The following is a 21,968-nucleotide window of genomic DNA, read 5'->3' on the forward strand; positions in this document are numbered from 1 at the left end:
TGTTGGTAAGCTTTTTTTACCTTACCTTTTCCTTTGACAACAAAAAATACGGATGGTAAAGTGTATTTTGTATAAATCGTTTAATATATTTTAAACAAAGTGAAAGGCGGTTATGTTTCATGCATATTCAAATGTTTATAAACGGTAAATGGATTGATGCAGAAAAACAGCAAACTCGGTCCATTATTAATCCTTTTAATCAAGAAGAGATTGCCACAGCGGCAGAAGGATCAAAAGCAGATGCAGCATGGGCAATTAAAGCAGCTAGAAAAGCGTTTGACGAAGGAAACTGGTCGCAAATGCCAGCAAGTGAGCGCGGCGAAATGGTTCGCCTCGTTGGTCAAAAAATTAAAGATGAACGCGAGGAGCTTGCTCGCTTAGAAACGCTAGATACTGGTAAGACAATCGAGGAAAGCCTTGGGGATATGGATGATATCGCAAATGTGTTTTTCTACTTTGCGGGTCTAGCCGATAAAGATGGCGGCGAAGTGATTGAAAGCCCAATCCCAGACTCTACTAGTAAAGTCGTTCGCGAACCTATTGGAGTTTGTGCACAAATTACACCTTGGAATTATCCTTTACTACAAGCAGCTTGGAAATTAGCCCCTGCTTTAGCGGCAGGAAATACACTTGTGATTAAGCCAAGTGAAATTACGCCTCTTACAACAGCAAAGGTCTTTGAATTCTTTGAAGAAGTAGGTTTCCCTGAGGGTGTTGTGAACCTTGTTTTAGGTACAGGCGCGGAAGTCGGCTCTGAATTAGCAGAAAGTCATGATGTTGATTTAGTCTCATTTACTGGTGGAATTGAAACAGGTAAAAAAATCATGCAAGTAGCAAGCGGCAACGTCAAAAAAATAGCGCTAGAACTTGGTGGAAAAAACCCAAATATCGTGTTTGCTGATGCAGATTTTGAAACGGCTGTTGATCAAGCATTAAATGCAGTCTTCTTCCATGCCGGACAAGTATGTTCCGCCGGTTCAAGATTACTTGTCGAAGAATCCATTCACGATGTATTTGTTGAAAAATTAATTGCTCGTGCGAAACGAATTAAATTAGGGAACGGCTTTGATGAAGCAACCGAATCAGGTCCACTTATCTCTGCAGAGCACCGTGAAAAAGTAGAAAACTACATCCAAATTGGCTTAGATGAAGGTGCTACACTCGCTGTAGGTGGGAAACGCCCTGAAAACGACGAACTACAAAACGGCTTTTTCTTAGAGCCGACCATCTTTACAAACTGCACAAATGAAATGCGCATAGTTCAAGAAGAAGTATTTGGTCCAGTCTTGACCGTCGAAACATTCTCTACGAAAGAGGATGCGATTGCAAAAGCAAACGATACAATTTACGGATTAGCTGGCGCTGTCTTTTCTTCCGATATTGATAAAGCCGAAGATGTCGCAAGCAAGCTACGAATGGGAACTGTATGGATCAACGATTTCCACCCTTACTTTGCCCAAGCACCTTGGGGCGGGTATAAGCAATCAGGCTTCGGTCGTGAATTGGGGAAAATTGGATTAGAAGAGTATACAGAAGTAAAGCATGTATTCCGCAACAAAAACCCGCAACCAGTTAACTGGTTTCAGTCTTAAAAATCATAAATAGAAAAAAGGAGCGATTTTCATATGAGTATGCACATGAAAGTAGAATCAATGTTAGGCTATCACACATTTGAGGTACCAACTGCAATTAAACACGGGATTGGTGCGATTAAAAACCTTGGAGAAGAAATGAAAGCGTACGGTTCAAAGAAAGTTCTTCTCGTGACAGACCCAGGAATCTATAAAGCTGGCGTTACAAAACCTGTTGAAGAGAGTTTAAAAGAATCAGGTGTGGAAGTTGTCCTCTTTAATGAAGTAGAACCAAACCCGCCGACAAAACTAATTGCTCGTGGTTCTGCCTTTTATCTAGAAAATGATTGTGATGGGCTTGTCGCTGTTGGGGGAGGATCTTCCATGGATACGGCAAAAGCCATCGGGGTTGAAGTATCTCACGAAGGTTCTGTTCTTGATTATGAAGCAGCTGATGGTAAAAAACCATTAGAGAACCGTATTCCTACTCTAGCTACCATTCCAACAACTGCAGGAACTGGTTCTGAAGTGACTCAGTGGGCCGTGATTACAGATGAAAAGAGAGAATACAAGTTTAATACTGGCGGGCCGTTAATTGCAGCTCACTTAACGATTATTGATCCAGAATTGCATACGTCCATGCCTCCACACGTAACAGCAATGACAGGTATTGATGCGATTGCTCACGCTGTAGAGTGTTATACAATGAAGTATGCACAACCTGTAACAGATGCGGTTGCTCTTCTTGCAATCGAGTATGCTGCTACGTACATTCGTCGCGCGTTTTCCGATGGCGATGACTTAGAAGCGCGTTACGGCATGTCTCAAGCTGCGATGCTAGCTGGATTATCTTACGGAAGCGAGTCTGCTGGTGCTGCCCACGCTATGAGTCAGTCATTAGGCGGCATTGTTCCAGTCGCACACGGTCAATGTGTTGCAGCGATGATGGGACCTGTTATGGAATTTAACTGGAAAGGCGCGCCAGGACGTTTTGCTCGTATTGCCCAAGCATTCGGCATTAACACAGCGAACATGACAACCGAGGAAGCCGCAAAAGCAGCGGTTCAGTACATGTATGATCTTGTAGAAGAACTAGAAGTCCCAACACTTGAAGCTCAAGGTGTAGATCCAAACAAAGTTGATCGCTGGGCTGAAGAGGCATTAAAAGATCCACAAACGATCGGAAACCCTCGTGATTTAACGAAAAAAGATTATGTTTGGATTTATGATCGTTGCTTCAACAAAGTACCTAGCACAGTACGCTAGTCTTCCTATCAATCGTCTATAACCAACCCCCCCTCTCAAAAGGTTGAGAGGGGCTTTTTTTGGATGGCAATCCATTCATTGACTCTTCAGAAAGATTACTATAACGTATAAGAAAGCGCATACATTTAAATAAAGAGTAGAAAGGTGGTTTTGCTGTGTTTGGAGCGATCATTCGTTTTTTTGACCGGATTGTCCAACGTTATTTACCCGATGCATTTATTTTTGCTATTTTATTAACGATTATTGTGTTCATACTAGGGGTTGGCTTGACTAGTAGCACTCCTATGGATATGGTTCAATATTGGGGAGGCGGATTTTGGGATTTACTTGCTTTCACAATGCAGATGACTTTAATTGTCGTAACAGGATATATCCTCGCTAGTACAAAGGTAATGGCAACACTAATGAAGCGACTCGCTTTACTAGCGAACACCCCTGGTCAAGCTGTCGTTCTCGTTACTCTCGTTGCTTCAATTGCCTGTCTTATTAATTACGGTTTCGGTCTTGTCATTGGCGCCCTTTTTGCTAAACATGTAGTCAAGCGTGTGCCGACTGTTGACTATCGCATTCTAATTGCAGCTGCATATAGTGGATTTCTTGTGTGGCACGGGGGTTTATCGGCATCGATTCCACTAACCATTGCCAGTTCCGACCATTTTTTAATTGATTCCTTAGGGGTTATTCCTGTTACACAAACCCTCTTAACCCCCTATAATCTGTTTATCGTAAGTACACTTATTGCTACTTTACCAGTTCTCAACTATCTTTCGCTGAAATCAATTAAACAAAAGACGTACATAGACCCCCTCTTTCTAGAAACTGAACCACAAGACGAACTTGCAGTTACGAAAGATGCTACTTTAACACCTGCAGAACGGTTGGAAAATAGTTCACTGCTTTCATTGCTTATTGGCGGTGCTGGACTACTATTTGTTGTAACTCACTTTATCAATAATGGGCTCGATTTAACGATCAATATCGTCAATTTCACGATGCTCTTCCTCGGTATTTTGTTTCACCGAACGCCTAGACGCTTGCTTAATTCTGTAACAGAAGGCGTAAAAAATGCAGGTGGCATTATTATTCAGTTTCCTTTTTATGCTGGAATAATGGGCATGATGGTTGCTTCTGGCCTATCTGATCAAATTGCCCTATGGTTTGTGCAAATTTCAACTGAACAAACCTTGCCTTTTTTAACGTTCATCAGTGCCGGTATTATTAATTTCTTCGTTCCATCTGGCGGAGGACAATGGGCGGTACAAGGACCGATTATGATCCCTGCTGCTATTGAGCTTGGCGCCGATACAGCCCGTGTGGCTATGGCTGTGGCATGGGGAGATGCGTGGACAAATATGATTCAACCGTTTTGGGCATTACCTGTATTAGCGATTGCAGGATTAAAAGTTCGAGATATCATGGGTTTTTGCTTGGTCTTATTAATTTGGTCGTTTATTCCCATCTCGATTGGGTTATTGTTTCTTTAACAAACATAAGGGTTAAACGTCTACGAAAAGCTTTGGCTTATGCCTTGAATCGTTAAATTAGAGATGTTAAGGAGTTGATGATTATGCACAAAGAGGCTTTAATTATTGTCGATATGAGCAATGATTTTATCGCTGATGAAGGACCATTAACAGTGGGGACAGCAGGACAAATGATTGTCCCTTATATTAGGGATTTAGCAGACGCCTTTTTAAAAGAAGAGAACTTTGTCGTTGTAGCGATGGATGCGCACATGCCTAATGATTCACATTTTGACTTGTGGCCACCGCACAATGTGATTGGAACGAAAGGACAACAATTGTACGGTGAGCTTTACGACTGGTATCAAGCAAATAAACAGAATAAAAAAGTCATAGATTGCCCGAAAACAAATTATAACGCCTTCTTTCAGACACATTTAAGTGAAACCTTAAGAAATGCTAATGTTCGTACCGTCCATGTTGTTGGAGTCGCTACTGACATCTGCGTATTTTCAACCGTTTCCGGTGCTGATGCTGAAGGGTTTCATACCGTTACCTATAAACAAGGAACCGCTACTTTTACAGACCTTGGGGAAATGATGATGGATCATATGAAACGTTGTTTTCATACCGACGTCATTGAATGAATGACTTAAGCCATTAGTTGGCACAACGGCAACTGCTTGATTGCGGTTGCCGTGTTTTGTTTTCATAAGTACGATTATAAAACCTTAACCGGAAGTTCCTTTAATCCCCGAATAACAAAGCTTTGTCGCCATTCCAAATCCGATAAAGAGGCATCTAGCGACATGTTTGGAAAAGCTTGCAGCAATGTCTGGATCGCAATTTTCCCTTCTAAACGTGCGAGAGGCGCACCTAGACAATAGTGAATGCCTTTTCCGAAAGCAAGATGTGGACTTTTTTTACGTGTGATGTCAAATGATTCAGGTTCTGTAAATACCGCTGAATCATGATCTGCTGAAGCAAGGGAAACGAGGACATGATCTCCTTTTTGCAGTTGTTTTCCCATAAACGTGAACGATTCGCTTGCATAACGATCTGTACTAAATTCCACTGGACCGTTATAACGCAAAATTTCTTCGATCGCACCGTCAATTAAAGTGAAATCTCCTTTTAACTTTGTCATCTGCTCAGGATTTGTAAACAATGCGAGCATACCGTTGGCGATTAAATTAACCGTCGTTTCATGACCAGCAACAATCATTAGCATGATTGCTCCATACAACTCTTTAATAGAAAGACGCTCCCCATCTTCTTCAGCACGAATGAGTTCAGACAGCAGATCCTCTTCAGGCTGTCTTCGTTTCTCAACTAATAATTGCTCGATATACTGCTGGAACTCAATCATTTGCTCTTGAACTTGCTGTGAAAACGCCGGGTCTTCATTTAACTCAACCATTGTATTCGACCAACGCTGGAAATCTAGCCGATCTTCTGCCGGCACACCGAGCAATTCACAAATGACTATGATTGGGATCGGAAACGCATAATGAGCAATTAAATCCACTCGACCTTTTCCCTTGATTTGTTCCACTTGCTCCTGTGCAATTTTCTCAATGCGAGTTTGTAAACGGTGAATCATTTTAGGAGTGAATGCCCGCTGCACAAGCCCGCGTAATCGTTTATGATCAGGAGGATCAGCAAACAGCATACTGTGCGAAATAGGTAACAGCTCTGACTCATGTAAATCTGGAAAAACATTTCTTGGGTCTTTCACAAACCGATTGTCTTTTAATACAGCTTCTGCCGCTTCATAGGAAAAAGCGACCCATGAATCTGCTAACCCGCTTACCAGCTTTACTTTGGCAAATTCGTCATGGTTTCGAATTTCTTTATACGTTTCATAAGGAGATTGATGAAACGCTTTGTTATTTAGTGAAATAGACATCCAGAGCTTACCCCTTCCAAATAAAAGTCTCTATGCTCCTTTCGCACTTTGTTCTCTTTTTTCCTGCATAAAAAAGAGGATCAACAAATTGACCCTCTTTCCTTCATACATACTTTATACCATTACTTTACACATATCTTTTGTAAACTCAACAGGATCTTCTAATGGAAGACCTTCAATCAGTAACGCTTGACTATATAAAAGGTTCGTGTAAAGCGCAAATTTCTCTTCATCTTGACCATATGCCTGCTTCAGAGAAGCAAAGACGTCATGGTTGCCGTTTAACTCCAACACTTTTTCTGCTTTCACGTGCTGATTGTCCGGCATCGCTTGAAGTACCTTTTCCATCTCGATCGTAATTTCACCATCTGCAGCCAAAAAGACCGGGTGCGTTTTTAAACGCTTAGAAGTACGAACGTCTTTTACTTTTCCTGCCAGAATGTCTTTCATCTTACTAAACATATCTGCGTCTTCTTGACTTGTTTCCTCTTGCTCTTTCTCATCTTCATCCATTTTTAAGTCAGCGCTTGAAACGGAAACGAACTCTTTCCCGTCGTATTCACGTAACATTTTGATCGCGAATTCATCAACATCTTCCGTAAAGTAAAGAATTTCGTATCCTTTATCTGCTACCATTTCCGTTTGTGGTAATTTTGCAATTCGCTCAACCGAGTCTCCTGTCGCATAGTAAATCTGAGTCTGGTCTTCTTTCATACGCGACACATAATCAGTTAGGGAGACGAGCTTCTTCTCAGTTGATGAATAGAACATGAGTAAGTCTTGCAAGTCCTCTTTATTTGCACCAAAGTCATTATAAACACCAAATTTTAATTGACGACCAAATGCTTTGTAAAAAGTATCATACTTCTCAGGGTCTTTTTTCAACATAGTTTTTAACTGACTCTTAATTTTAGACTTAATGTTTTTTGCGATTAGTTGAAGCTGACGATCATGCTGGAGCATCTCACGAGAAATGTTAAGTGATAAGTCCTCCGAATCGACCATCCCTTTAACGAAGCTAAAATAATCTGGTACGAGCTCTGCGCTCTTCTCCATAATTAAGACGCCGTTCGCATAAAGTTCTAGCCCTTTTTCAAATTCCTTTGAATAGTAATCAAACGGTGTGTTTTCAGGAATAAATAGAATCGCATTGTAGCGAACTGCGCCGTCCACAGCCACATGAATATGCTCAAGCGGCTTGTCAAACCCATAGCGCTTGTCTTGATAAAACTGAACATAATCTTCATCAGTTAGTTCGCTTTTATTTTTACGCCAAATAGGAATCATGCTGTTAATCGTTTGTTCTTCTTCAAACTCTGTGTACTCTTCTTCATTGTCTTCCTGCGGCTTGCTTACAGTCACAGTCATTTTAATTGGATAGCGAATAAAATCAGAGTATTTTTTAATGATTTGCTTCAAGCGATATTCTTCTAAATACTCATCAAATGATTCTTCTTCTCCATTTTCTTTTAAGTAAAGCGTAATGGAAGTTCCAACCTCTTCTTTTTCGGACGGTTCAATGGTATAGCCGTCTGTCCCGTCTGATTGCCACAAGTATGCTTGCTCACTATCAACGGAACGACTCACGACAGCGACTTGATCGGCTACCATAAATGCCGCATAGAAACCGACGCCGAACTGACCGATGATATCATGGCCATCTTTAATTTCGTTTTCTTTTTTAAATGCGAGTGATCCACTTTTAGCGATCGTGCCTAAATTCGCTTCAAGCTCTTCTTTCGTCATGCCAATACCTGTATCATGGAGCGTTAACGTTCTCGCATCTTTATCCGCTTCAATATAAATCGCATACTTGTCCTGCTCAAATGCTAGACTTTCATCAGTAAGCGAGCGATAGTACATTTTATCAATGGCATCACTTGCATTGGAAATCAGTTCGCGTAAGAAAATTTCTTTTTGAGAGTAAATTGAATTGACCATCATCTCGAGCAAACGTTTCGATTCTGCTTGAAATTGTTTCTTTTCCATTTTGTACACTCCTTCTCAATATCCACCTTTTTAGCACTCCGCGACCTCGAGTGCTAACTCCATTCTTATTTTACCGAATTTACCAATCACGTCAATAGCTTATCAAAAGATCGTTTAAGATTAACTTTAAAAAACCCGATTGACGATTACGCCAATCGGGTTGAGTACGTCTTATTCAACATGCTTATTAATGAACGACCAAACTCTTTCCTCATAGTCTTCCGGTTCTTCGAATTTCGCCCCAACATGGTCGGCACCTTCTACAATCCAGATTTCTTTTTCATCAGTTTCCGCTCGTTCATACAAATCATCTGACATGTGAGTCGGAACAAGATCGTCATCTAGCCCATGAATAAAAAATAACGGTGGTGTCCCACTCTCTACTTGCTTCAAAGCAGATGCTTCTCCAAATGTGTAGCCGGCCGCAATATTCGTTATCGCGCTCCCCATCTGGAGTAAAGGAAAGCTCGGAATATTAAATAATTGTTCCATTTGATGCGACAGTTCTTCATCCACAGACGTATAGGGACTATCCGCAATCACAGCCTTGACCTGTTGTGGCAAATCATCTTCCCCAGCTATCATGAGTGCTGTTGCTGCTCCCATTGATTCACCATGAATAACGATCTGATCTGCACCTTTTTCTTCAATAATTTTATTAAGCCAGTTTAATTGATCGATTCGTTCTGGCCACCCAAAACCGATATACTGTCCCTCGCTTTCACCATGGGCACGTGCATCTGGCAAAAATAAATCGTAGCCCTCTTCATAGTACATCGCTCCAGCTAACCCCATTTGATCACTTTCGCCTCGATAACCATGTAAAAGTAAAGCTAATTTCCCGGTTTGTTCTTCATTCGCAATATATCGTCCGTATAACGTTAATCCGTCATCTGTTATTTGTTCCAGCACTTCAGCATCTTGAGTGGAAAGCCACTCTTCCCCACGTTCCATTAACTCAGCGATATTTTCAACTTCATCTTCCGCTTCTTCCTCTTCTTCTTCACCTGCGTAAATGTCAAAGTTATTCGTGTCTCTTGCGACAGCCATATCAAATAAATAATAGCTTGCTGCCACGAGAGCGCCACCAATAAGAACCACCACTCCTCCAACACTCCATAAAGTAATCTTTGTCTTTTTTTTCATCGTACGTTTCCTCCTGCACTCATCGGTCTAAAGCTGTCGTTTACTCGTTCTATTCCCGATTATTTATGTTTCTAGACCGAGTAAACGACTTTTTTTCTGTGCATAAGGTTGATGATTTTGGAAATGATCAACGACTAAGTCTCTTACATGCTTATGCCGTACTGCCGCCTGTATCTTTGGATAACCATCTCCCCCATTTATAATAAAGTCAGTCGTCGCTAACGTATAGTAGGTAGAATCGTCCACTGCTTTATTATTTATGAGTAATGATGACAATCTCCGTGTTGTTCCATGCCAGTGAAATGTGGCCGACATCCCACTAATATGTGGAAATTTTCCACTCTCAGCCGGATACGCATCGACACCAAATTCAATCATCTGTTTTAGCTGTTTACCCGTTACGTTAGCTGTTACAACCTGTCCATCAAACGGGAGAGCAGACTGTAAATCTCCTTGCGTAATCTGTCCTTTTTCGATTGAAGCACGAATTGCTCCTCCGTTAATGAGTGCAGCATCCGCTTCTGTTTGTTCGCGCATTGCATCACTAATAAATTGTGTAAAATTGGTTTCATCTGTACGAACGTTTTTTCGTTCACCATCTAAATGAACGTGTGTGAACGCAACCATTTTCTTCCCAGCATCATTTATGTCTGACAGTAACGTCTGTAGTTTTTCTTGAATTCCACTATGCGCTTGAAGAGTCGGTCTATCTTTTAACAGAGAGGCGTTTTTCTTAGATGATTCATGTGTTGGAAACGTCAAGGTGACGAGTCCTAAAGCATGTAAATGTGCTCCTGTACTAGAAATTAATGTCCCGTGATCAGCAATGAGCCCTTTCTCTAGCGTCGTGTGGCTATGTCCATCGACAATAATGTCAATACCTTCAACATTTTTCGCAAGTTCCTGACTTGTCTCAGGGCTTCCTTCAACGCCTAAATGAACGAGAGCAACAATGATATCAACTTGCTCGTCTTTTAATTGCTTTATCATCTCTCTCGCCTGCGCGTAAGGATCGCTAATTTCCAACTTATTTACATAAATGGGGTTTGTTTTCGTAAAAGCCTCCGTCGTTGTTAAGCCAAACACACCCACTCTTTTGTTTGCTACTGTTTTAATCATATAAGGCGTAAATACGTGCTGATTCGTTGATTGATAAAAAATATTTCCATTTAGAAACGTAAAGTGCGCTTGCTTTTGTAAAGTTAGTAACCGTTTCAAGCCATAATTAAAATCATGATTTCCCGGTACAAAAGCATCGTAATGTAAATCATTCATTAAAGATACAACCGCTGCCCCTTTTGACGCTTGTACAAAAGGCGTTCCATGAAACATATCTCCTGCATCGAGCAATAAACAGTCTTCTTGACAGTACTGATCAATAAGTGTTTTTAATTTTGAAAAACCCATCCCTTCGCCAGGAACGATTCTTCCATGAATGTCATTTGTATGTAAAATACGAACTGTCTCCAATTGACTTGCATTCGCTTGAAATGGAACAGCGGTCAATAATAATATAGTGATTAATGGAACAGCAAAAAGCTTCATTTTTCACACCCTTTCTTCCATATAGGATGTGCTAAATGAAGCAATGTCACTCACTTGCTCTTACCTAAACCAATCCGCTGGATCATCCATATGTAGAAACGGTACATCCGTATCAATCATTCCAGTTAGTTGCTGATAAGGAAGATCATTTCCACGTAACCACTCTTCAAAATGAATCACCGTTGGATCTTGATCAGGTCCAAGTGTGAACCAAGCGTGTAACGATTTTGGAAAATAAACAGATGTATGAATCGTACCAGCCCAGCTATCGTACAAATCTGAGAAAAGACCTTGATCCGCCGCATTAAACAACGTATAAGCTTGTTTTGCAGGCAATCGTTCTTTCTGATGTTGCGCTAGTACGTCCATTCTTCGTGATGAGTCCACTAAATGATGACGGTTTTCAGATACAAGTTGCTCAAAATGATTCGTACAGCGGATGCTTGAGCGCACCGCAACTTCCCTGGGGGTCGCTTCAATGATTGCTGTTTTTCCTGAGCGATCATAAACAATATAACTAAAGGAATGTCGATGCGGGATACGCTTTACAAGAGCCACTGCATCCTCAACCGTCTCACACGTTTCCAATATTAAGCGACCTATCATACAGCAAATAAAGCCAGGACCTGGTTTCTTTCGATTCATGAAATTATAGCCCATTGCGAGACCTGCTTCATTTATGCCATCCATCCTCCCTGTAATCCGTTGACTTGGCGCAGCAGCAGCCAGCCCACCATCACTCGGTTGAAAGAGCGTATAGCGACCCTCGTAGGTTTTTGGATGATAATCATAGTTACGAATCAAATAATCTTCACCTGTTGCGATCGAACAACCTGAACGTAAATATGGAACCCGATAGCCGCCAAATTCTTTTAATGTGTCTTCTAACGACCATTCTAATGCTTGCTGCAAGCCTAATAACTCCCGCCAAACCCCTGGAGAAATTGCCGTAATCTCCCTTTTTGCTTCATCTGTATTAATTGAAAACCGCTGTTTGCGTACTTTCCATTGATTTGCTCGGTTTTTAGTCATAATCGATTTTTTTATTTCTACACCTTGCTCATAGCCGAATGATTCATGGTCGCCTCTATACTGAATGACCTTACTATAAATCTCTTTCATCCTTAGGCTCCTTGTTTTTTATTTCTTCAACGATTTGTTTTGCAAAATGCCCTAAATCATCACGTGCATACGCACTCATCACCCCAGCACAAACATTTTCTACTAAAATTTGTTTGATTTCTGGGGAAAGGTTTTTATCTCTTACCTGCTGGTCTAATTGAACAGCGGCTTTAATCCCTACCTCTGTTGCGACTTTATTTAACTCTTCAACGAGAGCTGGATCATCAAACACCACTTCTGCCAAAGGGGAAAGAATATCAGTTACGTTATCTCGTACATCTTCGTCTGCCTCTGCTATAACATACGCTCGCTGCCCTGCTTTAATGGAACCTGCATGACCAATAATCTTTGCTTCCACATAATGAAGCTCGTGATGTTCTTTTTTCACTTCTTCTTTAATCCATGCTTTAGTCGAGCAATTTATGATGATTGTTCCTTTTGAAGCATAGCGGCTTGCTTTTCTTATAACTTCATCCGTCATTCCTTGAGGTACACAACATAGGATGACGTCTACTTGATTTAAAACGCTAAAATCCGTTGAATAGTGCGCGTGTAATGTTCGGGCCAACTCTTTTCCCTGCTTGGACCCACTATTTAAAAGCGTTAACTCAACATCTGAATAGATGTGTGTAGCAATCGCCTCACCCATTCTACCAGTTCCAACAATCGCAACTTCCTTCACTTCAGCTTCCCCCTTTTCCTAAAAAAAGTATACCGTTTTTTTCCTTTGTCTCACAATCCAAAATACTTGGCATACTTCTTGCATTAAATATTGTGATACTGATTTTGGAGGAGGATTTATATGTTACAACCTTACACACATGAACCATTTACTGATTTCACTGTTGAAGAAAATAAAAAAGAACTATTAGCTGCGATTGAGCAAGTCGAAGCACAATTAGGGGGACATTACCCACTGCTCATTAACGGAGAGCGCGTAGATACAACTGACAAACTTACGTCTTATAACCCTTCGAATAAATCTGAAGTGATTGGAACAACAGGCAAAGCGACAAAAGAACATGCAGAGCAAGCAATTGAAGCAGCTAGTGTAGCATTCGAATCGTGGAGAAAAGTCACACCTCAAGAACGGGCAAATGTTCTTGTACGCGCAGCAGCCATTGTTCGCCGTCGCAAACACGAATTCACAGCTATGCTCGTAAAAGAAGGCGGAAAACCTTGGAAAGAGGCTGACGGCGATACAGCGGAAGGAATCGATTTTCTTGAATATTATGCGCGCCAAATGATTGAATTGGCAAACGGTAAACCTGTTAACAGCCGTGTTGGCGAGCAAAATAACTACATCTATACACCAACAGGCGTAACGGTTGTCATTTCACCATGGAATTTCGCTTTTGCGATTATGGCAGGAACAACGGTAGCGCCCCTCGTTACTGGAAACACGGTTTTACTTAAGCCAGCAAGTACAACGCCTGTTATTGCAGCGAAATTTGTTGAAGTGCTTGAAGAAGCAGGAATTCCAAAAGGAGTCATTAACTTCGTCCCAGGTAGCGGAAGTGAAATTGGGGATTACTTAATTGAGCATCCAAAAACATCACTCATTTCGTTCACTGGTTCTCGTGATGTTGGGGTACGTTTATATGAAAAAGCAGCGATTGTCCAAAAACAACAAAATCATTTAAAGCGAGTCATCGTTGAAATGGGCGGAAAAGACACTGTTGTTGTTGATAATGAAGCAGATATTGAGACAGCAGTTGAAGCAATTGTCGTGTCTGCATTTGGTTTCTCTGGACAAAAATGTTCAGCAGGCTCCCGTGCCGTCATTCACGAAGACGTTTATGATGAAGTTGTTGAAAAAATTGTCGCTCGTACGAATGAGCTAACTGTTGGAAACCCAGCGGAATCAACAAATAACTACATGGGACCTGTTATTGATCAAGCAGCTTTTGACAAGATTACAAACTACATTGAAATTGGTAAAGAAGAAGGAAAACTTGCTGCAGGTGGCCAAAGTGACGACGCTACAGGTTACTTTATTCACCCGACCATTTTTATCGATGTTGATCCTCAAGCCCGCATCATGCAAGAAGAGATCTTTGGACCGGTTCTTGCGATTAGCAAAGCCTCTTCCTATGATGAAGCGTTAGAGATTGCGAATAATACCGAGTATGGGTTAACAGGTGCAGTCATTACAAATAACCGTGAAAAGATCGAACAAGCAAAATACGATTTCCACGTTGGAAACCTTTATTTCAACAGAAACTGTACAGGAGCAATCGTCGGCTATCACCCATTCGGCGGCTTCAAAATGTCAGGTACCGACTCAAAAGCAGGCGGACCAGACTACTTAGTTTTACACATGCAAGCAAAGACTATTTCTGAAATGTACTAAACGATCGAACAGGAAAAGACACGCCGAAAAGCGTGTCTTTTTTTGTCTAGACAAAACTGTCTAACTAGACAGTCGATTTTACAGATTATAGTGCTTTAACTTGTTGTATAACGTTGCTCTCGACACACCTAACATTTTTGCTGCTGCCGACTTGTTTCCAAATGTCTTTTCTAACGCCGCCAAAATTTCGCTTCTTTCGTCGTTCCTAGAATGGGTAGAAGACGAAACATGATTAATTCGCTGCTGAAAGGACTCCGGCAAATGATACCAATGTACACGATCTTCCGCATCATTCGTTAAAATTACTACCCGTTCCACTAAGTTTCTTAATTGCCGCACATTGCCTTCCCAGCGATGATTCATCAACATATACATCACTTCTGGATCAAATGTCGGGACGACTTTTTCATACCGAACAGCAAATTCATGCGCAAAACGTTGAATAAGCTCAGGCAAATCATCCAGACGCTCTCGCAAAGGAGGAACATGGATTTGAATCACATGAAGGCGATAATAGAGATCTTCACGAAAACGACCTTCTCGAATCATCTCCTCTAAATTCCGGTTCGTTGCTGCAATAATTCGGACATCAAGAGGAATCGGTTTGTGATCCCCAACGCGATAGAAAACTCGTTCTTGTAACACACGTAATAACTTCACTTGTAATTCAAGCGGCATTTCTGCAACTTCATCTAGAAAAAGCGTCCCACCTTTCGCTACATCCAACTTGCCTTTTTTCCCACCTTTTACCGCACCTGTAAACGCTCCAGCTACATAACCAAATAATTCACTTTCGAATAAAGCCGACGGGATTGCTCCACAGTTGATGGCAACAAACGGCTCTTGATCTCGTTTACTTGAGTGATGAACACCCTCTGCAAACAACTCTTTTCCAACACCACTTTCACCCGTTATCAATAAATTTGCTTCTGTTTTTGCTACTTTTCGCGCCATATCAACAGCTTGTGTAATGGGTTTACTACTGCCAATAATTTTTTGAAAAGGTTCGTCTGCCACTTTCCCATTTAAATCAACTAAACTTGCTGTTGTTGTTGATAGCTTTTCATTCAGCTTAACGACATCCGTAATATCTCGTTCAATTGAAATACCACCGATGCACTGCACACCTAAAAAAACCGGAACCGTATTTACAATAACATGTAATCCTAGCTTTGGTTGATTGTACTGGTTCATCACTGGTTGCTTATCTCGTAATACTGACCATAAAACAAGCGCATCCTCTTCAAAATATTGTTGGATTGGTTTCTTTTTGACATTTTCATTTTTAATTTGATAAAGCTCTTCCGATCGATGGTTGATTGCTAAAATTTCACTCTCATCATTCACAATCGTGACAGCATCATTCATCGCTGTTAACAGTGTCTCGTGAAACGAATGATAGCGCTTTAATTCTTTCAGTAATATAGAGGGCAGGGTGTTTTTACAGATCATTCCTACAACTTCATTTGTTTCATTTACAGTGTAAATCGTCTTAGCTTCATCGCTAAATGACGGTATATCTTTTAATAATGTAGATTCTGGTAACTGAAAACTCGTTTCTTCTATTTTCCCTTTATGCGGAACGGCTACATCCTTTAATGATGTTTGCACAATCTCCCCCCTCAGCTGTTAGACACATTAGACAATTGTGTCACTTATTGTCTATATTTTAGACGATTTGCCTAAAAAACTCTACATTAAACCCTTTTCAAAGTTGGCATACTTTTTGCATATCTTTCAATATAGCGTTTACATCATTTGTAGGAGGAATGAATTATGGTCCTAGAACAACCACTTCGTTCAGTATTTATGCAGCTAGCTAAAAATAAATCGCTTAATAAAGCCGCAAAAAAATGGGGACTGAAGTTCGGCGCTTCTCAAGTTGTTGCTGGTGCAACACTAGAAGATGCCATTAAAAATGTTCAGTTATTAAATGAAAAAGGTGTTTCTTGTACACTCGACCATTTAGGAGAATTTGTTACGGAACGAGAAGAAGCAATTGAATCTACAGAAGCATGTCTTTCCGTATTGCGCGCGATTAACGAAACAAAAGTAGACTGCAACCTGTCATTAAAAATGACGCAGCTTGGTTTAGACATTGATGAAGGTTTTTGCTTATATAACATGAAACGTATTTGTGAAGTGGCGCAAGCCTTTAATATTTTTATTCGTATTGATATGGAAGATTATTCTCACTGTGAACAAACGTTACGTATCCTATCAATCTTACGTACGGAACACCATTTTGATAACGTTGGGACCGTCATCCAAGCATACCTCCATCGAGCTGAACATGATGTAAAACAATTAAAAGGTGTCCCACTACGACTTGTAAAAGGTGCTTACAAAGAATCTGAAACAATTGCCTACCAAGATAAGGAAACAATCGATAAAAACTATATGAACCTCATTAAAACACACTTAGAAAATGGAAGTTACACAGCAATTGCTTCCCATGATCACAACATTATCGCCGATGTAAAAAAGTACGCGAGCGAGAATCAAATTGATAAAGATCAATTTGAATTCCAAATGCTTTATGGATTTAGAGAACAGCTGCAAAAAGAGTTAATTGATGAAGGCTATAAAGTGCGTTCTTACGTGCCATTTGGAACTGATTGGTTCGGCTATTTCATGAGACGCCTTGCTGAGAGACCACAAAATGTTGCCTTTGCAATTCGCGGATTTTTTGGAAAGTAAACGAATTTTTGCTAACATCTCCTTATTTGGAGATGTTTTTTTTTTAGCCATTTCGTCCTCTTTATAAAGAATTAGGCATGCCTGAGGTAAATCAATCGCTGGGAACACATGTCCAAATAGATATTGCGCTGACCATCTTATAACATTTTCGCCCTTTCCAAACCATTTTTAAGTGATAAAATTCGTTCAATAATGATGCGCATTTTTTTAGGCATGAGCATAGGGTATATGAAATGTCTTTTAGAGGAGTGTGTGTCATGAATAACGATTGCCAAAATTGTCAATCAACCTATTGTCAATGTACAAACATCCAGCGGTTTACCCGTACCCCTAATAATGGAGGAGACCGCTGTCCACCATGTATGGGAATAACTGGACCTACCGGTATTCCAGGACCTCCTGGGCCGACTGGACCCACTGGGCCTGGTAGTGGTATTACAGGTATTACTGGAATTACTGGACCAACCATTATCAATCCTCCTGGACCTACCGGCGCAACAGGGACTACCGGAGCAACAGGGCCGACTGGTGCTACTGGACTTCCAGGCGCTACAGGTCCTACTGGTGCCACTGGACTTCCAGGAACTACAGGTCCTACTGGTGCCACTGGACTTCCAGGAACTACAGGTCCTACTGGTGCCACTGGACTTCCAGGCACTACAGGTCCTACTGGTGCCACTGGACTTCCAGGCACTACAGGTCCTACTGGTGCCACTGGACTTCCAGGCGCTACAGGTCCTACTGGTGCCACTGGACTTCCAGGCACTACAGGTTCCACCGGACCTACTGGTGTAGCAGGCGGGGGGGCTATTGTGCCATTTGCATCCGGACTTCCAGCGGCTTTGACTACAATTGCAGGTGGATTAATCGGTACAACAAGTTTAATTGGCTTTGGTACTGCGCTAGCAGGAGTCAGTTTGCTAGGAGGAGACACCATTGATTTAACTGGTGCAGGAGGAACATTGCTTAACTTCGGTTTCTCCGTCCCTCGTGATGGAACCATTACGTCACTTAGTGGGTATTTCAGTACAACCGCTGCCTTATCATTAGTAGGGTCTACTGTTACGATTACAGCTCAAGTATTCCGTTCAGCCGGCCCAACGCCAGATAATACGTTTACTGCGATTCCAGGGGCAACTGTTACGTTAGCGCCGCCTTTGACTGGCATTTTAGAATTAGGTACAATTTCAAGTGGTATTGCTTCCGGCCTTTCCATTCCAGTAGAGGCAGGAGATCGATTATTAATGGTCTTTTCCGCCACTGCAGAAGGACTCACACTAGTTAATGCAGTAGCCGGCTACGCCAGTGCAGGAATTGCAATAAGCTAACTTTCATGAAATAGCGCAAAAAGGAGCTTCTATTAAAAGGGCTCCTTTTTTCTGTTCCTGATTTTAATTTACCTCATAGCCTAAATCTTCGATAACCCCTTTTAACTGATCAACCGTCCATTTTTCTTGGGTAAACGTTACCGTCACAAGTCCTTTTTGCAGATTCACTTCTACATGCTCAATTCCATTCTTCTCACCTAAGCCACTTTCAATTGAAGATACACAATGACCACACGACATTCCTGTTACATGCAACTCAGCTTTTTCCATTTACTACCCCTCCTATTTAAAATCTAACGGTTTCTCATCATGATGATTCATCAAAGATTCGTGATCTTCATGCAGATCTCCACTCTGAAAAATATTTTCTCCCGTGATAAGTCCATAAGCACTTATCACGACGACTAAATAAACAACAGCAATCGTTATCCAAGTCTTAATCTTCATTTGGCACACCTTCTTTTTTAAAACGTGTTCGCTGTAGACGTAGCGCGTTTAACACTACGGATACCGAACTAAAAGCCATCGCTGCGCCCGCAACCCAAGGAGCTAGTAAGCCAGCTGCAGCAATCGGAATACCTGCAGAATTATATACGAATGCAAAGAATAAGTTTTGCTTAATATTGCGCATCGTTTTACTACTCATTTGAATACTGTCAGCAACACTTTGTAAATCTCCCCGCATTAGTGTGACATCTGCCGCTTCTATTGCCACATCTGTTCCTGTTCCAATCGCCATTCCAATATCCGCTACAGCGAGCGCAGGCGCATCATTGATCCCGTCTCCCACCATTGCGACTTTCTTGCCTTTAAGCTGTAATTCTTTTATCGCATCAGCTTTTTGTTCTGGCACAACCTCTGCAATGACACGATCGATACCTACTTGATTGCCAATGGCTACTGCAGTCTTTTTGTTATCCCCAGTTAACATAATGACTTCCAGTCCTAAATGTTTCATACGCTGAATGGCGGCTCGTGATGTTTCTTTTATCGTGTCAGCTACAGCAATCACACCAATTAATTCTCTATCGATTGCCATTAACATGGCGGTTTTTCCGTCTTCTTCAAAAGTTGTCAATGTATCTTCCGCATTAGCGATTTTAATATCTTTCTGATGCATTAGCTTTCTCGTCCCAACAAGAACTGTCTTCCCGCTTACTTTTGCTTCAACGCCAAAACCAGGTAGTGCTTGAAAATTTTCAGGATCCTCTAGCACATGTCCTTTCGCTTGAATTCCTTTTACAATTGCATGTGCAAGGGGGTGCTCCGAGTGTTTTTCAGCTGCTCCAACCAAAGGAAGAAGTTCTTCTTCCAATCCGTTCAACATTACAATATCTGTTAGTTCAGGCTCGCCCTTCGTAACCGTCCCTGTCTTATCTAAAACAACCGTTTTGACCGTGCGAGTATTCTCTAGATGTTCGCCACCTTTAAACAAGATTCCCATTTCTGCTGCACGACCCGACCCAGCCATGATCGATGTTGGTGTTGCCAGACCTAACGCACAAGGACAAGCAATAACTAAAACAGTAATTAAAGGAACAAGGGCTGAGCGTACATCGCCTGGTTCAATGAGGAAATACCAAACAAGAAACGAGCCGATAGCAATGAAAACAACAATAGGTACAAAAACACCTGATACTTTATCTGCAACACGTTGTATATCTGCTTTACTTCCTTGTGCTTCTTCTACAACACGAACAATTTGAGCTAGAGCTGTATCTTTACCGACCTTCGTTGCGTTTATCGTTAACGTTCCATTTTTATTAATTGTTGCTCCTATTACTTCATCTTCAAGCTTTTTATCAACCGGAATACTCTCACCAGTAATCATCGACTCATCAACTGCTGATTCACCCTTTATGATTTTTCCGTCTACTGGGATTTTCTCGCCTGGTCGAACAATAAAGCAGTCCCCGACCACTACTTGTTCTACTGGGACTTCTATTTCTTCTCCATTTCGTATGACACGGGCTGTTTTTGCCTGCATTCCTAGGAGCTTTTCGATTGCTTTTCCCGTTCGACCTTTTGCCCGCACTTCAAATAACTTACCTAAAATGACTAACGTTATAATTACTGCGGCAGCTTCAAAATAAAGCTCTGGCATGCCAACCTGACCGCCAACGTGCCACTCCCATCCCAAAAAGATACTATAAAAAAATGCAACAGTCGTACCTAATGCAATTAAAACGTCCATGTTGGCGCTTTTGCTCCGCAATGCCTTGTAAGCCCCTTTATAAAACTGAGCACCAGCAATAAATTGAACCGGAGTAGCCAGCGCAAGTTGAACCCAAGGATTCATAAACATATCTGGCATATAAAGAAACGAGGTAAATTCAAAATGCGTCACCATCGTCCACAAAAGAGGGAACGTAAGAATCGCTGCAAAAATAAATTTCCCTGTTTGATTTTGAATTTCTTTTTCCCTTTGACCCACTGTTACTTCTTTAGATTCTTGCTCATTTAACGTGTACCCAATTTTTTTAACCGCTTCTTTTAGATGATCTGTAGTCACTTGATTCGGATTATATTCAACCGTAACGTTTTCAAGCGCAAAGTTAACATTTGCATTTGAAACTCCATCGGTGCGCGACAGTTTCTTTTCAACTCGATTAGCACACGCAGCACAAGTCATTCCTGCTACATCATAAACGACCTTTTCTTTAAACACTTTATAACCAAGATGATTGATTTTTTCCTCAACTATCTTTATATCTGTTTCTTGCGAGTTGTAGTGAACTTTGGCTTTTTCCGTTGCAAAGTTGACGTTAACATCATGCACACCATCAAGCTTTGTTAAACCCTTCTCTATGCGATTAGCACACGCAGCACAGGTCATCCCTTCTATCGGGATATATACCTCTTTATCAGCCATAGTCGAGCCTCCCTAATTGCCATTTCATACTTTCTTCATTAACATTGAGTGTATGATTACTCATTGCACATTTTATTCTGTTACACTCACTATACTATACCCCCCTATAGTATTCAAGTATGATGGTCGATTTTTTCTATTTTATAAAAGATCATCTTTCTAGTTATCTCCAAAAACTTCTTTGAAAATAGTTTTTCAAAAATGTTAGATCTTTTACATTGCTCTATACACAAAAACAAAGTGACTACACTCAAGTTCCTTGTTAAAACACGAGCAATTATAATTTGTTATAAGAGAACCACCTCGCTTTCACCACAGACACAAGTACGACATCAATCTGGATTCGTGCTTTTCTTTCGCTTCTTCGAAGCGCAGCTCTTTTGCGCCTCTCTATACAAAAAAAGACACCTTTTCAGGTGTCTCTCTGCTTGCCTGGCAACGTCCTTTGGCTCCGTCATGATTTTCTACGGGGACGTTTCGCACGAAGCGGTTTCATGGATGCGTTCCATGTCGTCTTACGAAATTCATAACTCCGTCTCACAGGGCGGCACGATGTCTTTCCTTGATGTTTATTCATGATGGATTTGGATTCGTGCTTTGTTCAATCTGAGTGCTTGCTTCTTCATTTCGCTTCTTCGAAGCGCAGCTCTTTTGCGCCTCTCTATACAAAAAAAGACACCTTTTCAGGTGTCTCTCTGCTTGCC

General features: G+C 41.2%; 17 protein-coding genes. 7 read left to right on the forward strand and 10 right to left on the reverse strand.

The genetic code is table 11. The features are described from left to right. Nucleotides 1–119: 119 nt before the first annotated feature. The 4 genes from betB (at nucleotide 120) to ACE1TH_RS19430 (ending at nucleotide 4,947) form a co-directional block, all read left to right on the forward strand. Entirely contained in the window at nucleotides 120–1,592 is a 1,473-nt protein-coding gene (betB, locus tag ACE1TH_RS19415; protein WP_375079791.1) for a betaine-aldehyde dehydrogenase, read from the forward strand. A gap of 33 nt (nucleotides 1,593–1,625) precedes the next feature. Continuing rightward, entirely contained in the window at nucleotides 1,626–2,837 is a 1,212-nt protein-coding gene (gbsB, locus tag ACE1TH_RS19420) for a choline dehydrogenase (protein ID WP_099305805.1), read from the forward strand. Nucleotides 2,838–2,992: 155 nt separating this feature from the next. Then, nucleotides 2,993–4,321 carry a short-chain fatty acid transporter gene (locus tag ACE1TH_RS19425; RefSeq protein ID WP_099305807.1) on the forward strand — a complete coding sequence of 443 codons (1,329 nt, stop codon included), beginning with the start codon at nucleotides 2,993–2,995 and terminating at the stop codon, nucleotides 4,319–4,321. Between the two features lie 83 nt (nucleotides 4,322–4,404). Continuing rightward, the gene (locus ACE1TH_RS19430) at nucleotides 4,405–4,947 is read left to right on the forward strand and encodes a cysteine hydrolase family protein (RefSeq protein ID WP_099305809.1); all 543 of its coding nucleotides are present in this window, start codon (nucleotides 4,405–4,407) and stop codon (nucleotides 4,945–4,947) included. Nucleotides 4,948–5,021: 74 nt separating this feature from the next. Here ACE1TH_RS19430 and ACE1TH_RS19435 read toward each other — a convergent pair whose 3' ends face one another. The 6 genes from ACE1TH_RS19435 to ACE1TH_RS19460 all read right to left on the reverse strand — a co-directional run bounded on the left by ACE1TH_RS19435 (nucleotide 5,022) and on the right by ACE1TH_RS19460 (nucleotide 12,693). Next, nucleotides 5,022–6,209: a cytochrome P450 family protein gene (locus tag ACE1TH_RS19435; protein WP_255224844.1), complete on the reverse strand. Its 1,188-nt coding sequence runs from the start codon at nucleotides 6,207–6,209 to the stop codon at nucleotides 5,022–5,024. Between the two features lie 114 nt (nucleotides 6,210–6,323). Beyond that, on the reverse strand, nucleotides 6,324–8,198 hold the full coding sequence (gene htpG / locus ACE1TH_RS19440; protein WP_255224843.1) for a molecular chaperone HtpG: 1,875 nt from the start codon (nucleotides 8,196–8,198) through the stop codon (nucleotides 6,324–6,326). Nucleotides 8,199–8,369: 171 nt separating this feature from the next. Then, complete coding sequence (locus ACE1TH_RS19445) at nucleotides 8,370–9,344, reverse strand: alpha/beta hydrolase (RefSeq protein WP_255224842.1); 975 nt, start codon at nucleotides 9,342–9,344, stop codon at nucleotides 8,370–8,372. Nucleotides 9,345–9,407: 63 nt separating this feature from the next. After that, on the reverse strand, nucleotides 9,408–10,889 hold the full coding sequence (locus tag ACE1TH_RS19450; RefSeq protein ID WP_255224841.1) for a bifunctional metallophosphatase/5'-nucleotidase: 1,482 nt from the start codon (nucleotides 10,887–10,889) through the stop codon (nucleotides 9,408–9,410). Between the two features lie 60 nt (nucleotides 10,890–10,949). Next, complete coding sequence (locus ACE1TH_RS19455; protein WP_375079792.1) at nucleotides 10,950–12,011, reverse strand: C45 family autoproteolytic acyltransferase/hydrolase; 1,062 nt, start codon at nucleotides 12,009–12,011, stop codon at nucleotides 10,950–10,952. Further along, nucleotides 11,995–12,693: an NAD(P)-binding domain-containing protein gene (locus tag ACE1TH_RS19460; protein WP_099305821.1), complete on the reverse strand. Its 699-nt coding sequence runs from the start codon at nucleotides 12,691–12,693 to the stop codon at nucleotides 11,995–11,997. The genes ACE1TH_RS19455 and ACE1TH_RS19460 overlap by 17 nt, the downstream gene beginning before the upstream one ends. 120 nt (nucleotides 12,694–12,813) lie before the next feature. Between ACE1TH_RS19460 and pruA the strand changes: the two genes are divergently transcribed. Next, nucleotides 12,814–14,364, forward strand: a complete 1,551-nt coding sequence (pruA, locus tag ACE1TH_RS19465) for an L-glutamate gamma-semialdehyde dehydrogenase (RefSeq protein ID WP_099305823.1) — start codon at nucleotides 12,814–12,816, stop codon at nucleotides 14,362–14,364. A 78-nt stretch (nucleotides 14,365–14,442) separates the two neighbouring features. Here the strand turns inward: pruA and ACE1TH_RS19470 are convergent, their stop codons facing one another. Beyond that, nucleotides 14,443–15,975: a sigma-54 interaction domain-containing protein gene (locus ACE1TH_RS19470; RefSeq protein ID WP_375079793.1), complete on the reverse strand. Its 1,533-nt coding sequence runs from the start codon at nucleotides 15,973–15,975 to the stop codon at nucleotides 14,443–14,445. 165 nt (nucleotides 15,976–16,140) lie between these two features. Between ACE1TH_RS19470 and ACE1TH_RS19475 the strand changes: the two genes are divergently transcribed. Together ACE1TH_RS19475 and ACE1TH_RS19480 are read left to right on the forward strand one after the other, a co-directional pair. Next, complete coding sequence (locus ACE1TH_RS19475; protein ID WP_099305827.1) at nucleotides 16,141–17,064, forward strand: proline dehydrogenase family protein; 924 nt, start codon at nucleotides 16,141–16,143, stop codon at nucleotides 17,062–17,064. A gap of 257 nt (nucleotides 17,065–17,321) precedes the next feature. Beyond that, a complete protein-coding gene (locus tag ACE1TH_RS19480; protein ID WP_303709412.1) occupies nucleotides 17,322–18,392 on the forward strand; it encodes an exosporium glycoprotein BclB-related protein in 1,071 nt (356 codons plus the stop codon). Nucleotides 18,393–18,455: 63 nt separating this feature from the next. Here the strand turns inward: ACE1TH_RS19480 and ACE1TH_RS19485 are convergent, their stop codons facing one another. From ACE1TH_RS19485 to ACE1TH_RS19495, 3 genes are read right to left on the reverse strand one after another with little or no spacing between them, the layout of a single operon-like run. After that, nucleotides 18,456–18,662 carry a heavy-metal-associated domain-containing protein gene (locus ACE1TH_RS19485; protein WP_099305831.1) on the reverse strand — a complete coding sequence of 69 codons (207 nt, stop codon included), beginning with the start codon at nucleotides 18,660–18,662 and terminating at the stop codon, nucleotides 18,456–18,458. Between the two features lie 12 nt (nucleotides 18,663–18,674). Further along, nucleotides 18,675–18,839: a hypothetical protein gene (locus tag ACE1TH_RS19490; protein WP_176554512.1), complete on the reverse strand. Its 165-nt coding sequence runs from the start codon at nucleotides 18,837–18,839 to the stop codon at nucleotides 18,675–18,677. Further along, entirely contained in the window at nucleotides 18,829–21,264 is a 2,436-nt protein-coding gene (locus tag ACE1TH_RS19495; RefSeq protein ID WP_375079794.1) for a heavy metal translocating P-type ATPase, read from the reverse strand. Before ACE1TH_RS19495 ends, ACE1TH_RS19490 begins: the two co-directional genes overlap by 11 nt. Nucleotides 21,265–21,968 lie beyond the last annotated feature (704 nt).

It is taken from the genome of Shouchella sp. JSM 1781072 (genome assembly GCF_041949915.1).
In the GTDB taxonomy this organism is placed as follows: domain Bacteria; phylum Bacillota; class Bacilli; order Bacillales; family Bacillaceae_D; genus Shouchella.

What these genes read in the sequence shown, in the direction of transcription:
- ACE1TH_RS19445 (WP_255224842.1), bottom strand. Translation starts at nt 9,344, where the DNA reads ATGAAAAAAAAGACAAAGATTACTTTATGGAGTGTTGGAGGAGTGGTG.
- ACE1TH_RS19475 (WP_099305827.1), top strand. Translation starts at nt 16,141, where the DNA reads ATGGTCCTAGAACAACCACTTCGTTCAGTATTTATGCAGCTAGCTAAA.
- gbsB (WP_099305805.1), top strand. Translation starts at nt 1,626, where the DNA reads ATGAGTATGCACATGAAAGTAGAATCAATGTTAGGCTATCACACATTT.
- ACE1TH_RS19490 (WP_176554512.1), bottom strand. Translation starts at nt 18,839, where the DNA reads ATGAAGATTAAGACTTGGATAACGATTGCTGTTGTTTATTTAGTCGTC.
- ACE1TH_RS19455 (WP_375079792.1), bottom strand. Translation starts at nt 12,011, where the DNA reads ATGAAAGAGATTTATAGTAAGGTCATTCAGTATAGAGGCGACCATGAA.
- ACE1TH_RS19485 (WP_099305831.1), bottom strand. Translation starts at nt 18,662, where the DNA reads ATGGAAAAAGCTGAGTTGCATGTAACAGGAATGTCGTGTGGTCATTGT.
- pruA (WP_099305823.1), top strand. Translation starts at nt 12,814, where the DNA reads ATGTTACAACCTTACACACATGAACCATTTACTGATTTCACTGTTGAA.
- ACE1TH_RS19435 (WP_255224844.1), bottom strand. Translation starts at nt 6,209, where the DNA reads ATGTCTATTTCACTAAATAACAAAGCGTTTCATCAATCTCCTTATGAA.
- htpG (WP_255224843.1), bottom strand. Translation starts at nt 8,198, where the DNA reads ATGGAAAAGAAACAATTTCAAGCAGAATCGAAACGTTTGCTCGAGATG.
- ACE1TH_RS19450 (WP_255224841.1), bottom strand. Translation starts at nt 10,889, where the DNA reads ATGAAGCTTTTTGCTGTTCCATTAATCACTATATTATTATTGACCGCT.
- betB (WP_375079791.1), top strand. Translation starts at nt 120, where the DNA reads ATGCATATTCAAATGTTTATAAACGGTAAATGGATTGATGCAGAAAAA.
- ACE1TH_RS19430 (WP_099305809.1), top strand. Translation starts at nt 4,405, where the DNA reads ATGCACAAAGAGGCTTTAATTATTGTCGATATGAGCAATGATTTTATC.
- ACE1TH_RS19495 (WP_375079794.1), bottom strand. Translation starts at nt 21,264, where the DNA reads ATGGCTGATAAAGAGGTATATATCCCGATAGAAGGGATGACCTGTGCT.
- ACE1TH_RS19480 (WP_303709412.1), top strand. Translation starts at nt 17,322, where the DNA reads ATGAATAACGATTGCCAAAATTGTCAATCAACCTATTGTCAATGTACA.